We start from the raw sequence: 13446 nt of genomic DNA, 5'->3' as shown, positions 1-13446 counted from the left end.
AGCGGGTGGTCGGTTCCGCTGGGGACGATACCGCGCGAGAGTCTGACCCATGAAGCGGATTCTTGTCATCGGCGGCAGCCGGTACTTCGGGAAGTCCCTGGTCACGCGGTTGCGTGACGCGGGGGACGACGTCATGGTCCTCAACCGGGGCTCCAGCGCCCCGCCCCCCGGCGTCGGCCGGCTCCTCGCCGACCGCGACGACGAGGCGGGGCTGCGGACGGCCCTGGGCCGGCGGGACTTCGACGTGGTCGTCGACCAGGTCTGCTACACGCCGCTCCAGGCGGCCGTCGCCCGGCGGGTGTTCGCCGACAGGACCGGGCGCTATGTGATGACCTCGACGATGGAGGTGTACGACCCGGCCACGCTGCCCGCCGGCTCCGGGCCGCGCTCCGCGCCCGGCCTGCCCGCCGCCCCCGTCGTACCCGTCGTCGAGGGGGACCTGGACCTCACGCGGCCGCCGTTGCGGTACCGGCAGGAGCCCGCCGCCCCCGCACCCGGTGACACCCGGGCGCAGGCCCGGGCCTACGCGGAGGGGAAGCGACGGGCCGAGGCCGTCTTCCTGCACGGGCCGCACGGGCCGCTCGGGCCGACCGGGCCGCACGAGTCGAACGAGCCGCTCGAACCGACCGGGCCGCCGTTCCCGTTCGTCAGCGTCCGGACCGCGCACGTCCTCGGGGGCGGCCGGGCGGAGTTCACCGGGCGTCTCGCGCACTACGTGCGGCGGATCGCCGCCGGGATCCCGGTCGACGTCCACGCAGCCCCGTACGGCACCTCGTTCATCCACCACCTGGAGATGGCCGACTTCCTCGACTGGACGGCACGGCAGACCTTCACCGGTCCCGTCAACGCCGCCTCGCACGGCGCCCCGGACGTCCTCGACCTCTGCGCCACGGTCGCGGAACGGCTCGGACGGCGGCCCCACCACCGGGTCGTCGAGGCGGGCGCCGACGCGTCGCCCTTCTCCTTCGACCGGGCCTACGCCATGGACAACGGCCGGGCCACGGCCCTGGGCTTCGCCTTCGGCCGGGTCGCCGACTGGCTGCCCGGCGCGGTCACCGAGACGGCGCGCGCCACCGGGTGAGCAAGCCGGCCGCCGCCGCCCGTCCGCAAGCTGCCACCCAGCCGCACACCCGTGCCTTCACACGCGCCTGCGGCCTCAGGACGACGGCAGTCCGAGGATCTCCAGGATGCCCTCCGCGTACGCCGCCGTCCCGGATCCCGGCACGGCGGCCAGCTCCCGGCGGAACCCGTCCACACCGGTGCGGATGAAGGCGGCGCACTGCCCGTGCAGGCCGGCCTCGTGGGTCCCGCCGTCGTCCACGGTGCACAGCAGGGCCAGCAGCGTCCACAGCAGCGCCTCGCGCGTCGCGCGCCGGGGCGGCTGAACCGACCACACCGCCATCAGCACGGCGCACACCGCCGGAGCCGGCGGCTTCAGGTGCTGCGCGAAGAAGGCATGGCCCTCCAACGCGTGGAACGCCGCGGGATGCCCCTCGGCGGCGTCGCGTACGGCGTCCACCAGATGGCCCGCGGAACGGCCGCAGCCGCACTCGATGCGCTCCCAGTCGTGCCGCGCGATCTCCGCCACCACGGAGTCCGGAACCATCGGGCTGCGCAGAACCTGCGCCTGCTTCTCACTCCCCCTCATGCGCCACAGTATGGGCCAGGTCGGATCGTGCAGCGACGGGGGGCGGAACCGGAACACACGGTCGGCCGTCTGAAGCCCCGTGTGGATGAAACGAAGGATCATATTTCTACTGTTTGCCCTGTTCGCGACCCAGGTGGGCTCCCTCATCAGCCCCGCCTACGCCTGCGGCTGCGGGGCGATGATCCCCGACGGCCAGTCCCGTATCGGCGTCGACCGCGAGACCTCCGTCGTGCGCTGGGACGGGCGCACGGAACAGATCGTCATGCGCTTCACCGTCGGCGGGAACGCGCAGCGGGCGGCCTGGATCATGCCGGTGCCGGGGCGCGCCACGGTGGAGCTGGGCGACGGCGACCTGTTCGACGAACTGCGCGAGCTGACCCGGCCCGAGCGGAAGACCCGCAGCCACTTCTGGCCGCGCAGCGGCGACTGGCCCTTCTCGTCCGGTATGAGCGACGGCGCGGGCGCCCCGGCAGCCGGCGCCGCGCCGTCCGTCGGTGTGGTCGGCCGGGAGCAGCTCGGCGACTTCGACGTCGCCCGGCTGACCGCCTCCGACCCGGACGCGCTGAAGAACTGGCTGGAGAGCAACGGCTTCCAGCTCCCCGACCGCCTCGCGACCGAGGTCAAGCCGTACGTCGACCAGCAGTGGGAGTACGTGGCGGTACGCCTCGCCCCGCGCGGCGGACAGGGCAAGGTGCTCCGCGGCGACCTCGACCCGCTGAAGATCCGCTTCGACAGCGACCGGCTGGTCTACCCGATGCGGCTCTCCCGCATGGCCAGGACACCGCAGTCGCTCGGCCTGTACGTCCTCGCGGACCACCGGATGGAGCCCGCCACCCGGATCGGCGGCTCCGCACCGAAGGTGACCTTCGCGGGCACCATCGAGCCGAAGGCCGGCCCGCTCGCCGACCTCGCCGACGGCAAGCCGGTGTTCCTCACGGCGATCGACCAGGAGTTCCCCGAGCCGGGCCGCATCGACGCCGACCACGAACTGCGCGCGACCCCGAAGGACACCCCGTACCGCCGGACCGTCTACCGCAACGAGCTGCTCACGGTCGGCGACGGCATCCCGGTCTGGCTCCTGACGGTCGGGGCGGCCGTCGCCGCGATCGCGGCGACCGCCTACGCGCTGACCCTCCGCCGTCTGCGCCGGGCCGCCGGGCCCACCGCCTGAGCAGCGCACCGGACCGGCCGTGTGCCGGTCCGGGAGGCTGCGCCGTACGGATGGACTCGGGCCGTACGGCGGCGGGTACGGACTCCTGCCGCGCGAAGCGCCCTACGTTCGCACTGCTTTCTGCGTCCTTTCCTGCATCCTCCACGAAAGGCAGTACTCGTGCGATCGATCCGTTGCGCCCTGACCGCTCTCGCCGCCGGCGGCATCCTCCTGGCGGGCGCGTCCGCCGCCTCCGCCGACGACACCTTCGCCGTCTACGCACCGATCAGCAACACGTACTCGATCGTCTTCGGCGACCAGACCCAGGTCGCGGGCGACGACATCTTCAACGTCGGCCGCGACAACACGGTCGGCTCCTACAACGGCACCGCGCCGACCGGTGACATCGGCATGGCAGCCCTCCCGGGCACCCAGATCATGGGCAACGAGGCCCTGATGCAGGGTGCGGCCGGCCAGGCGACGGGCGGCATGCTCGGCAAGTGAGCCCCGTGACGGGCGGCGTGCCGCCGCTCGGCCGCACCTGACCGCGGTCTGTGCCCGTCCCGGGCGTCGGTGTCCGGGACGGGCCCCGCGTTTCCTGCGCTCGGGGCCGGCCCCGGCTGGCGTCGTCAGCCTCCGACGTGGATGCCGGGGCGGCGTGCCGGGTCGGGTTCGTGGCTGCGGATGATCTCGCGGGTGACCGGGGCGGTGTCGCCGCGTCCCAGGAGGAAGTAGCGGACCATGTGCACGAGTGGGCTGCCCTCGGCCCAGGCGAAGTGGCAGTGCGGCTGGACTCCGGTGGCGTCCCGCAGGGCCAGCAGGATGGCGGCGATGGCGTTCGGTGCGGCCGGGGCGGCCGCGCGCAGGATCCGGTGGCTGCCGACCTCGGCTCCGTGGACGGTCAGGGTGTCGCTGAAGTCGGAGGGGTCGACCACGTCGATCTCCAGGAAGATGACGTCGGCTCGGCCGGGCACCGGATTGACGCCGCGCTGTTCGCGTTCCTTGTCGCGGTACTCGGCGACGTCGCCGGCCTGACGGCGGTTGGCGATGAGGTTGATCGCGTTGTCGTGGGCGAGGGTGTCGTCGATGAACCGGCGGGCATCGGCGTCGAAGACGATGCGGTCGGCGCGCAGTTCGGTGGTGCGCGAGACGCGGGAGATCAGCGACACGACGATGATGCCGGCGATGAAGAAGGCGGAGATGACGATGCCGTCGGGCTTGTCGACGATGTTGGCGATCAGGGCGTACAGCAGGACGGCGGTGAGCAGCGCGAAACCGACGGTCGCGGTCCGGCGGCGGTGGCGCGCGACGGAGACGGTGACGGCGAAGGCGCCGGAGACCATCATGGCGAGGATGCCGGTGGCGTAGGCGCCGGCCTGCTCGTCGACGTCGGCGTCGAAGGCGATGGTGATGAGGATGCACAGGAGCGTGTAGACGATGACGACCGGCCGGACGGCGCGTCCCCACTCGGGGGCCATGCCGTAGTCCGGCAGGTAGCGGGGCACGATGTTGACCAGTCCCGCCATGGCGGAGGCTCCGGCGAACCACAGGATCAGGATGGTGCTGATGTCGTAGACGGTGCCGAACGCCTCGCCCACGTGCTCGTGGGCCACCCACGCCAGGGCACGGCCGTTCGCGGCGCCACCCGGTTCGAACAACTCGTGGGGGATGAGGAGGGTGGTGACGAAGCTCGCGGACAGCAGGTAGACGCTCATGATGAGCGCGGCGGTGGTCAGCAGCCTGCGGGTGTTGCGGATCCGCGAGCGCAGCCGCTGCTCGGCGTCGGCGCCCTCGGCGGCGACGAGCGGCATCATGCTCACGCCGGTCTCGAAGCCCGACAGGCCGAGCACCAGCAGCGGGAAGGCGAGCAGGGCCGGGCCCAGGAGGTCGCCGAAGCCGCCTCCGCCCGCGGCGAGGGCGTCGGTCCACGCCGACCAGGCCCCGGGGGTGGTGAACACGTGGACCAGCCCGACGCCGATGACGACCGCGTTCAGCGCGAGGAAGACCGCGACCAGGGGGATGGCCACGCTGACCGCCTCGCTGAACCCCAGCAGGAACACCCCGCCGAGCACGAGCAGCAGCGCCACCGTCAGGGCGACCTCGTGGCCGTGCAGAACTTCGGGGAAGAAGGGGTTCTCCACCACGTGGACGGAGGCGTCGGCGGTGGACAGGGTGATGGTGATGATCCACGAGGTGGCGACGAAGCCGAGCAGGACGAGGACGAACAGCTTGCCCCACCAGAACGGCAGCAGGTCCTCCAGCATCGCCACCGACCCGGCGCCGTGCGGGCTCTCCTTCGCCACCCGCCGGTACATCGGCAGCATGCCCAGCAGCGTCAACGCCACGATCAGCAGCGTCGCCAGCGGAGAGACCGCCCCTGCGGCGAGAGCGGCGATGGCGGGTACGTAGGCCAGGCTGGAGAAGTAGTCGACACCGGTCAGGCACATCACCTTCCACCACGGGTGCGGCTTGGCGTGGCCCTCGTCGGCCGCCGGTCCCACCGGCTGCACCTGGTGCCGCAGCATCCACCGCCCGAGCCCGCCCGACGGCTGGGGCCGAAGGGCAGGGCTGTCCACCACCTCGGGCATACCCGTGTGATCCGCGTCCCTCATATCCCCCATCAACCCTTTCCGGCCTGCTCACATCACGTCACGGCCACACCGTGTGGCCTCACAGCGATCATCGAGTATGGGCCCGCCACCGACGCGGCCCCGCACCGCACGGGCCAGTCCTCTCACCCGCCCTGCCCTCGTGCTCACCGGATCATCCACCGTCCCGCCCGCCCCACCCGGCCCGAACAGGCCGCGTAGTAACGGGAAAAGCCCCGTTCAGCGCGACGCCGTGACCCCCAGTGCCCTGCCTGCCTTGAAGCGACCACAGCGCCTCATGCAGCGTCCTGCCCCGCGAAATCCATACGGATCCCTAACGCCGCTCCGGGCCGCGCGGAACTCCTTCCGGCAGCCTGCCGCCGAATGACGCTCCCCCCGCCGGCTGTCGCCGCCGTCACCGGTCGCGCGGACCCCCTGGCCCGGAGCGTCCCGGGACCAGAGGGGCGCGCCGGACCCGGCCGCGCGCCCCCTGCCGTACCCGCAACGTGGGGAAAGGCCCCGATTCGCACTGCCGGAAGTGACACCAGCGGCGGCTTCAGCGCTGAAGGGCACGGGTCGCCTCCTCCGGACGACCGCCATTCCGTTCGACTGTTCGACCGCCGACACCCGTCGCCCGATCCCCAGAGGCCCCGACCCATGCACCCATCACCCGGCGCCGCGGACGAAGACACGATGGAGCTCTTCCTCGGTGACACCGGAGCGGCCCAGGGGTCGCAGGCCGCGTCCCCGGCTGCCGCGGCCCCCGTGTTCGTGGACGGCTCGGGGCGCAGGCAGCGGCGTGTGCGGCGATGGGGCTACCTGCTGGTGATACCGGCCGCCGCCTACGTCATCCTGCTCCTGAGCACACTGATGGGCGGCCCCACCTTCCGATCGCCCCTCCTCCCCGCGTCCCAGGCCCCGCAGACCCCGGCGCCGGGGGAGCCGGCCAGGGGTGCGACGGCCGGCCCGTCCCCCCGCGGTACGGCGGGCGCGGGCCCCCGGGCCACTCCGGCCGCCGCGCGCCCCACCGCCCCCGCACCGGCCGCCACATCCGGGACCGCCGCACCCGTCACGGGACCGGCTCCGACGAAGGCCACCACCGGCCCGGCGGATCCGGGCCAGCGGTCCCCCGGAGGCGGCCGGGGCCGCTTCACGGCGCCGCCCGGCCAGGGTGGCGGAAAGCCCACCGGCCGCCCCTGACCCCGGCGGACCGACCGACGCCGTCCGCACCTCACGCCCACGCTTCGCGTACGTCACGCATGCACGGCACGCCCGCACCGCACGCCCGCACCGCACCACCCGACGCAGCAGGCAGGAATACCCACCCCGTGTCGAAGAACCGCCGTCGCCGCTCGTACGGCAGGCACACCTCCGTACGCAACGTCCCCCTGCGTACCCACTGGCTGCTGCTCACCACCCTGGTGCTCACGCTCTCGGCGGCGCTGCTCCTCGAGGGCTACACCCAGCACCTGTTCGACGAGCGCCCCGACGGGGCTCCCCGCGGGCAGGCCTCCGGGGCGTCCGTACAGGCCGCGATCAGCTCCGGCGGCCCGGTGATCGAGGGGGTGGCCGGCCGCACCGCCACCCCGGCGCCCCGCACGATCGCCCTGACCTTCGACGACGGCCCCGACCCGGTCTGGACCCCGAAGATCCTCGACGTGCTGCGCCGCAACGACGTGCACGCGACCTTCTTCACGGTCGGCACCCGCGTCGCCGAGAACCCGGACCTGGCCCGTCGCATCGTCGACGAGGGCCACCAGATCGGCCTGCACAGCTTCACCCACACCGACCTCGGCACCGCGTCCGCCTGGCGCCGGTCGCTGGAGCTGCGCGAGACCCAGCTCGTCATCGCCGGCGCCACCGGGGTCACCACGCCCCTGCTGCGCCCGCCCTACTCCTCCACCAACAAGGCCCTCGGCGACGCCGACTGGAACGCGGTCGTCCAAGCCGGGCAGGAGGGATACCTGACCGTCCTGACGACCCTGGACAGCCAGGACTGGCGGCGCCCCGGCGTCGAAGCGATCGTCGCCGCCGCCACCCCCTCGGACTCCGCCGGGCACATCGTGCTGCTGCACGACGCGGGCGGCGACCGCACGCAGACCATCGCCGCGCTCGAACAGCTCGTGCCACGGCTGAAGGCGTCCGGCTGGAAGTTCGCCACCGTGGGCGACGCGGTCTCCCTCCCCGCCCCCATGCAGAACGCCGGCACCGCGGACCGGTGGCAGGGCCTGGCGCTGATCACCGCGATCGGCACCAGCAGCCGGCTCCTCGACCTGCTGACGTGGCTGCTGTGGGCGGCGGGCGCGATCAGCCTGTTCCGTGCGGTCGCCGTGTTCGTCGCCGCCCGGCGGCACGTGCGGATGCGGCGCAGGCCCTGGGGCGCGCCGGTCACCGAGCCGGTGAGCGTGATCGTCCCCGCGTACAACGAGAGCGCCGGGATCGAGGCGGCGGTCCGCTCCCTGCTCGCGTCCGACCACCCGGTCGAGGTCATCGTGGTCGACGACGGCTCCACGGACGGCACGGCCGACATCGTCGAGGCGCTCCGGCTGCCCGGCGTACGGGTCATCCGGCAGCAGAACGCCGGCAAGCCCGCCGCCCTCAACACCGGGATCGCCGCGGCCTCGTGCAACCTCCTCGTCATGGTCGACGGTGACACCGTCTTCGAACCCGACGCGGTCCGCATGATCGTCCAGCCTTTCGCCCACCGCCGCGTGGGTGCGGTCTCCGGCAACGCCAAAGTGGTCAACCGGGGTGGCCTGCTCGGCCGCTGGCAGCACATCGAATACGTCGTCGGGTTCAACCTCGACCGCCGGCTGTTCGACCTCGCCGAGTGCATGCCCACCGTCCCCGGCGCGGTCGGCGCGTTCCGCCGCGAGGCCCTGCTGCGGGTCGGCGGCGTCAGCGACACCACCCTGGCCGAGGACACCGATCTCACCATGGCCCTGTGCCGGGACGGCTGGCGCGTGGTCTACGAGGAACGAGCCAAGGCCTGGACCGAAGCTCCCGCCTCGCTCGGCGCGCTGTGGAAGCAGCGCTACCGGTGGTGCTACGGCACCCTCCAGGCCATGTGGAAGCACCGCGGCGCCCTCGCCCAGCGGGGACAGGCCGGCAAGCTCGGCCGGCGGGGCCTGGTCTATCTCCTGATGTTCCAGGTCCTGCTGCCGCTGCTCGCACCCGTCGTGGACGTCTTCGCCGTCTACGGCCTGGTCTTCCTCGACCCCTTGCGCATCGTCGGCCTGTGGACGGCTTTCCTGCTGCTCCAGGTACTGATGGGGTTGTACGCCTTCCGCCTGGACGGTGAGCGCCCCGGGCCGCTGTGGAGTCTGCCGCTCCAGCAGTTCGTCTACCGCCAGCTGATGTACCTGGTCGTGATCCAGTCCGTCTTCACCGCCGTCGCAGGCTCCCGGCTGCGCTGGCAGCGGATGGAGCGTTACGGAAGTCTCCAGGTGCCGGTCGCTCCTTCCGAACCCCTCGCGGAGGCCCCCGCCGAACCCCTCGCCGGGGCTTCCGCCACGCCCCGCGCCGAGCCGCTGTACGGGTACGCGGCCCCTCCGGCCCCGGCCCCGCCGGCCGCCGAGCCGTGGGCCCCGGACCCGTGGGCCGATCCGGCCGCCCCGTACGGGGGCCACGCCACGGACCCCTCCTGGGGCCCCCACCCCGCGGCGCCGGGCCCGCAGAACCACATCTGGCCCTCGCAGCAGGGGCATCCGGGCCCGTAGTCACGGCGCGTCCTCGCCCGCCCGGGCCAGGGCGAACACGCCGGCGCACACGAGGGCCACGCCCAGGAGCTGGGGGAGCAACCACCAGCCCGACCGCAGGTGTTCCTCGTACAGGACCACCCCCAGCGCGATGCTGATGCTCGCGTCCCCGAGGGTGAGCGCGGGCTGCGAGGCCACCAGCGGCCCGCCCTGCATGGCGTGTTCGAGCAGCAGCAGGGCGCAGATGCCGCTCGCGCCGAAGGCGTACGTCTCCCACGCGGTGAAGAACGCGCCCATGCCGTGGTCGTCGAGGGCGTGTACGGAGGTCTTCATCAGGGCGGCGGTGAGCGCGTAGCAGACGGCGGTGGCGGCGCCCAGGCAGGCGGCCCGGGAGCGGCCGGGAGGCCGTCGCATGCCGGCGACGGCGAGCAGCGCGACGATCACCGCACAGGCCGGCAGCGCCACCACCCACCGTTCGGCCGGCACATCGGTACGGTTGCCCCCCGGCGAGGCGGCCACCAGCGCGACCCCGAGCCCCGCCACCACCCCCGCCACGGCCAGCCACAGCGCCCCCCGCAGCCGCTGCCGGGACAGCAGCGAGGCGATCAGCAGCGCGAGCGGCAGCTCCAGCACGAACAACGGCTGTACGAGGGCCAGCGCGCCCGTGGCCAGCGCCGCTGCCTGCCCGGCCCCGGCGGCGATCACGGCCAGGATGCCCGCGACCCATACGGGCCGGCGCAGCAGGTCCAGGATCAGACCGGGGCGGAAGCCCTCGCTCTGCGGCACGGTGAGCGCGGCCCGCCGCTGGAGCACGGTGGCCAGCGCGTTGCTGAAGGCCGCGAACAGCGCGAAGAGGACCGGCAGGACGAAGCCCATGCCCCGATCCTCACCGCGCCCGCCGCCCGGCCGCGCCGCGACACCGGGCCGCGGGCGCCGCGGTGCCCGCATTCCCCCGTCCGGACCTGCCGGGGGAGCCGTGTCAGGTGCGGCCGGCCGCCGCCCGCCGCAGGGCCAGGGCGGCGAGGGCCTCCGGGGCACCGGACTGGCCGCGGATGCCGGGGAAGGCGTTGACGTCCACGATCAGGGGCGTCCCGCCCCCGGTGTCGATGATGTCCACGCCGTAGACGTCCAGCGCGAACACCGCTCCGACCCGGCGCACCAGATCGGCCCAGCCGACGGGGAGTTCGCCGGGTGCGAGGGGGCGGGTGGGGCCGCGTCCGCCGGGGGAGAGCTCGGAGCGGCGCAGGGCCGAGAAGACCCGGTCTCCGATGGCCCACAGCTTGTGGTCCCACCCGTTGTTGGGCGCGTACGGCTGCACCACGACCGGCTCCTGCGGCCATTGCCGTGCCAACTCCCGCAGTCCCGCGGTGTCGTCGGCGCGGGCGACGAGGTCACCGCGCCGGCTGAGCCGGCTCTTGACCACCACGGGGGCGGACGGCCGTGCCGTGCTCGCCCACACCTCGAGGGCGCCGACGGTACGGGTCGCCGCGAACGGCAGACCGGCCCGCAGGGCGAGCCCGGCCATCTCCGTGCGGTCCTGGCACAGCGCGGTGGCCGCCGCGGTGTTGACCACCGGCGCCCCCCTCCGCTCCAGGTGCCGTGCGAGTTCCAGCGCGTGCGGCGTGCGCGACTTCAGCAGGTACACGTCGGCCAGGGGCAGGGGTGTCGGGGGTGCGCCGCCGACGGTGGCCGGGTCGAGTACCTCGACCTCGTGCTCCGGGGCGAGGAGTGCGGTCGTGCCCGCCAGCAGCGGGTGCCCGGGCTCCGGGGTGATCAGGCCGATCCTCATACGGTGTCACCTGCCGCGGCGGAGATCTGCGCCGGAGACGACTGGGCCGGGATCGACAGGGGGAGCACGTACGGGAGCGACACGGGCGCCGCCGTCGCGGGTGCCGGTGCCGGCACCGGTGCCGCGGGCGCGGCCGTGTGCACGGGCGCGGCCGTCGTGGGGCCGCCGCCGGCCCGCGCCAGCCCCAGTACGGCGCGGGCCACCCGCGCCGCCGCGTCCGGCACCTGCCGGAAGCTCGGGAAGTCGTTGACGTCGACGACCACCGGTCCGTCGGGACCCAGCAGCACGTCCACCCCGTACAGGTCGAGCCCGTAGACCGCCCCCACCTGGGCGGCGATGGCGGCGACCTCAGACGACAGCGGTACGCGGCGCTCACGGACGGAGGGGTCGGGGTGCAGCGGGGAGCACCGCTCGGTCGCGAACAGCTCCCCGCCGACCGCGTACACCTTGATGTCCGTGCCCGAGTTGGGTACGTACGGCTGGGCGATGAGCATGCCTTCGCCCGCGAGCACGGGCAGCAGTGTCTCCAGCCGCTCGGGCGAGGACACCAGGTGCACCGCCCGCCCGGAGCTGCCGTCGGCGGGCTTGACCACGAGCGGGTACTCGGCCGCCGGTATCTCCCTGAGCAACTCGGGGCGGGCGACGGCGTAGGTGGGCGGGAGCGGGAGGCCGCGGCCGCGCCCGATGGCGGCGGCCAGCGCCTTGTCCCGTACGCCGCGGATCGAGCGGGCGTCGTTGACGGTGGTCAGCCCGGTCGCGGCGGCGGCTTCGAGGAGGGTCAGCCCCGGGCCGCCCGACACCGTCTTGAGGACCCAGGCGTCGTGCGCACCCGTGTCCACCACCTCGGTCATGCGCAGCAGCGAGCCGCCGGGCCGCACGACGTCCACCCGGTGCCCCCACGCGGTCAGCTGCCCGATCACCTCGTTCGGCATACCGTCGTGGCGGTAGTGCTCCTCCACCAGGAAGCAGAGCCTCATCGACCTTCCCCAAAATTGCCGGACGTCCGCCGAATCCGCCCGGCGAGTTGTGACGTCACAGGATGTCATGGACCGCAATGTGATGATCGGTCCGCCTGTGGGCTTCGGTGCGACCCTCCGGCCTCCTTGTCAGGCTTCCCGTTTCGGTTCGACGGGGGGAAGTACGAAACATGTGCGACCAGTGGACGCGTCAGTTGTACGCGCTGGCGGTCAACAGAGCGGCACCGGCGGACGTGCTGCTGCGGCTGCTCGGCCAGGAGGACGACTGCGCGCGACGCCCGGTTCCGCAGCGCGCCGTGCTGCCGCAGGAAGTGATCGAGGCCATTCTGGTCCACCCGGACCCCCAGATCCGGAAGGCCTTCGCGGAGAACGCCCACGCCGACCCCGACCAGCGGGCCCGGCTGGTCGACGACCCGTCCAAGTCGGTCCACCTCAGCCTCGCGGTCGGTCCCATGCCCTACCGGGAGCCGGTGCCCCCGTTGCCCGACTGGGCGTACGAGCGGCTGCTGAACCACCCCGAGGCCCTGGTGCGCCAGGAGCTGTTCGGCTGGGGCGGGCGGCCGCCGGCCCACGTGCTGGTCGGCCTCGCGGACCACGAGGACCCGCTGTTCCGCCTGGCCGCCTGCCGGGACGCCTGGCACGAGCTCCCGGACGAAGCGCGGCAGCGACTCCTGCACGACGACGACCGCGAGGTACGGCTGGCGGCCGCCGAACAGGTCTGCCCCGAGGACGAGGAACGCACCACCTGGCTCATCGGCGAACTGGAGGGCTCGTGGCGGGAGGCCGACGTCCTGCGGACCGGCCGGCTCACCCGGGAACTGGCCGAACGTCTGGTCGCCGAGGGCGAACGGCTCGCGGCGATCGCGGGCAACCCCTCGCTCCCGCCCGACCTGGTGGCACGCCTCGCCGTCGACCCCGACCCGGCGGTCCGGCTGGTGGTCTCCGCCCGCCCCGAGCTGAGCGAGGCCGACCGGGCCGCCATCGACTACACCGTGGACCCCGAGGCCCGGCTGGGCACGCTCGAATGGGTGTGGGAGCGCCGTGAGGACGCCGCGCGTCTGCGGCAGTGCGCCCGGTCCGCCCACACCTGGCTGCGCCGCAGCGCCGCCGTCTGCCCGGGCCTGCCGGCCGACGCCGTCGAACTGCTCGCGGAGGACGAGGACTTCGCCGTCCGACTGCTGCTCGCGGAGTTCCACCCGGCACCGCCGCCGGAGCTGCTCCTCGACCTCTACCTGGGCGGCACCCACCGCGCCGTCGGCATGCTGACCGCCCGGCCGGGCTTCCCCTTCGCCGGGCTCGCCGCCCGCTTCGGTGACTCGCCGGATCCCGAACACCGGATGCTGGCCCTGCGCGACCCCGGCCTGGAGCCGGAACTCCTCGACCGCCTCAGCCGGGACCCCGGGACGCGGAACGCCGCCGCCCGGCACCCCCGGCTCCCCGTGGCGCGGATCCGCGAACTGCTCGCCGATCCGGACGAGCACACCGCGGCCGCCGCGGCCACCAACGCGGCTCTCCCGCCCGAGGACATGCGCCGGATCCTGGACCGGGCGGGCGTGCCGGAAATCCAGGTGAATGATCGGACAAGCGGCTGATAGG

11 protein-coding genes are annotated in these 13446 nt (G+C 73.7%); 6 read left to right on the top strand and 5 right to left on the bottom strand.

From position 1 onward, the window contains the following. The first annotated feature begins 49 nt into the window (after nt 1–49). Nucleotides 50–1081 (top strand): Rossmann-fold NAD(P)-binding domain-containing protein, encoded by a 1032-nt coding sequence (locus NRK68_RS03020; RefSeq protein ID WP_257854810.1) that lies wholly within the window; start codon nt 50–52, stop codon nt 1079–1081. A 75-nt stretch (nt 1082–1156) separates the two neighbouring features. Here the strand turns inward: NRK68_RS03020 and NRK68_RS03015 are convergent, their stop codons facing one another. Further along, complete coding sequence (locus NRK68_RS03015) at nt 1157–1648, bottom strand: hypothetical protein (protein ID WP_183065871.1); 492 nt, start codon at nt 1646–1648, stop codon at nt 1157–1159. Nucleotides 1649–1733: 85 nt separating this feature from the next. Between NRK68_RS03015 and NRK68_RS03010 the strand changes: the two genes are divergently transcribed. Both NRK68_RS03010 and NRK68_RS03005 read left to right on the top strand, forming a co-directional pair. Beyond that, complete coding sequence (locus tag NRK68_RS03010; protein ID WP_257854809.1) at nt 1734–2819, top strand: DUF2330 domain-containing protein; 1086 nt, start codon at nt 1734–1736, stop codon at nt 2817–2819. Between the two features lie 159 nt (nt 2820–2978). Further along, nucleotides 2979–3302 carry a hypothetical protein gene (locus tag NRK68_RS03005; protein ID WP_257854808.1) on the top strand — a complete coding sequence of 108 codons (324 nt, stop codon included), beginning with the start codon at nt 2979–2981 and terminating at the stop codon, nt 3300–3302. 125 nt (nt 3303–3427) lie between these two features. Here the strand turns inward: NRK68_RS03005 and NRK68_RS03000 are convergent, their stop codons facing one another. Continuing rightward, nucleotides 3428–5386 (bottom strand): APC family permease, encoded by a 1959-nt coding sequence (locus NRK68_RS03000; protein ID WP_373024373.1) that lies wholly within the window; start codon nt 5384–5386, stop codon nt 3428–3430. Nucleotides 5387–6043: 657 nt separating this feature from the next. On the opposite strand from NRK68_RS03000, the gene NRK68_RS36705 reads away from it, so the two are divergent. After that, entirely contained in the window at nt 6044–6586 is a 543-nt protein-coding gene (locus NRK68_RS36705) for a hypothetical protein (protein WP_308296034.1), read from the top strand. A 59-nt stretch (nt 6587–6645) separates the two neighbouring features. Then, nucleotides 6646–9105, top strand: a complete 2460-nt coding sequence (locus NRK68_RS02990; RefSeq protein ID WP_373023456.1) for a bifunctional polysaccharide deacetylase/glycosyltransferase family 2 protein — start codon at nt 6646–6648, stop codon at nt 9103–9105. Here the strand turns inward: NRK68_RS02990 and NRK68_RS02985 are convergent, their stop codons facing one another. From NRK68_RS02985 to NRK68_RS02975, 3 genes are all read right to left on the bottom strand, one after another. Beyond that, nucleotides 9106–9960, bottom strand: coding sequence for a DMT family transporter (locus tag NRK68_RS02985; RefSeq protein ID WP_257854804.1), 855 nt, complete (start codon nt 9958–9960; stop codon nt 9106–9108). Nucleotides 9961–10063: 103 nt separating this feature from the next. Then, a complete protein-coding gene (locus tag NRK68_RS02980) occupies nt 10064–10873 on the bottom strand; it encodes an ATP-grasp domain-containing protein (RefSeq protein ID WP_257854802.1) in 810 nt (269 codons plus the stop codon). After that, the gene (locus NRK68_RS02975; protein ID WP_257854801.1) at nt 10870–11850 is read right to left on the bottom strand and encodes an ATP-grasp domain-containing protein; all 981 of its coding nucleotides are present in this window, start codon (nt 11848–11850) and stop codon (nt 10870–10872) included. Before NRK68_RS02975 ends, NRK68_RS02980 begins: the two co-directional genes overlap by 4 nt. A 170-nt stretch (nt 11851–12020) precedes the next feature. Here NRK68_RS02975 and NRK68_RS02970 point away from each other — a divergent pair, with 170 nt between their 5' ends. Beyond that, nucleotides 12021–13442 (top strand): hypothetical protein, encoded by a 1422-nt coding sequence (locus NRK68_RS02970; RefSeq protein WP_257854800.1) that lies wholly within the window; start codon nt 12021–12023, stop codon nt 13440–13442. Nucleotides 13443–13446 lie beyond the last annotated feature (4 nt).

It is taken from the genome of Streptomyces yangpuensis, from assembly GCF_024666385.1.
Lineage (GTDB): Bacteria > Actinomycetota > Actinomycetes > Streptomycetales > Streptomycetaceae > Streptomyces > Streptomyces yangpuensis.
Note: the sequence above shows the minus strand (reverse complement) of the source record. Positions and strands in the feature narration are given on the sequence as shown.

What these genes read in the sequence shown, in the direction of transcription:
- NRK68_RS03015 (WP_183065871.1), bottom strand. Translation starts at nt 1,648, where the DNA reads ATGAGGGGGAGTGAGAAGCAGGCGCAGGTTCTGCGCAGCCCGATGGTT.
- NRK68_RS03000 (WP_373024373.1), bottom strand. Translation starts at nt 5,386, where the DNA reads ATGCCCGAGGTGGTGGACAGCCCTGCCCTTCGGCCCCAGCCGTCGGGC.
- NRK68_RS02975 (WP_257854801.1), bottom strand. Translation starts at nt 11,850, where the DNA reads ATGAGGCTCTGCTTCCTGGTGGAGGAGCACTACCGCCACGACGGTATG.
- NRK68_RS02980 (WP_257854802.1), bottom strand. Translation starts at nt 10,873, where the DNA reads ATGAGGATCGGCCTGATCACCCCGGAGCCCGGGCACCCGCTGCTGGCG.
- NRK68_RS02990 (WP_373023456.1), top strand. Translation starts at nt 6,646, where the DNA reads ATGCACGGCACGCCCGCACCGCACGCCCGCACCGCACCACCCGACGCA.
- NRK68_RS02970 (WP_257854800.1), top strand. Translation starts at nt 12,021, where the DNA reads ATGTGCGACCAGTGGACGCGTCAGTTGTACGCGCTGGCGGTCAACAGA.
- NRK68_RS03020 (WP_257854810.1), top strand. Translation starts at nt 50, where the DNA reads ATGAAGCGGATTCTTGTCATCGGCGGCAGCCGGTACTTCGGGAAGTCC.
- NRK68_RS02985 (WP_257854804.1), bottom strand. Translation starts at nt 9,960, where the DNA reads ATGGGCTTCGTCCTGCCGGTCCTCTTCGCGCTGTTCGCGGCCTTCAGC.
- NRK68_RS36705 (WP_308296034.1), top strand. Translation starts at nt 6,044, where the DNA reads ATGCACCCATCACCCGGCGCCGCGGACGAAGACACGATGGAGCTCTTC.
- NRK68_RS03010 (WP_257854809.1), top strand. Translation starts at nt 1,734, where the DNA reads ATGAAACGAAGGATCATATTTCTACTGTTTGCCCTGTTCGCGACCCAG.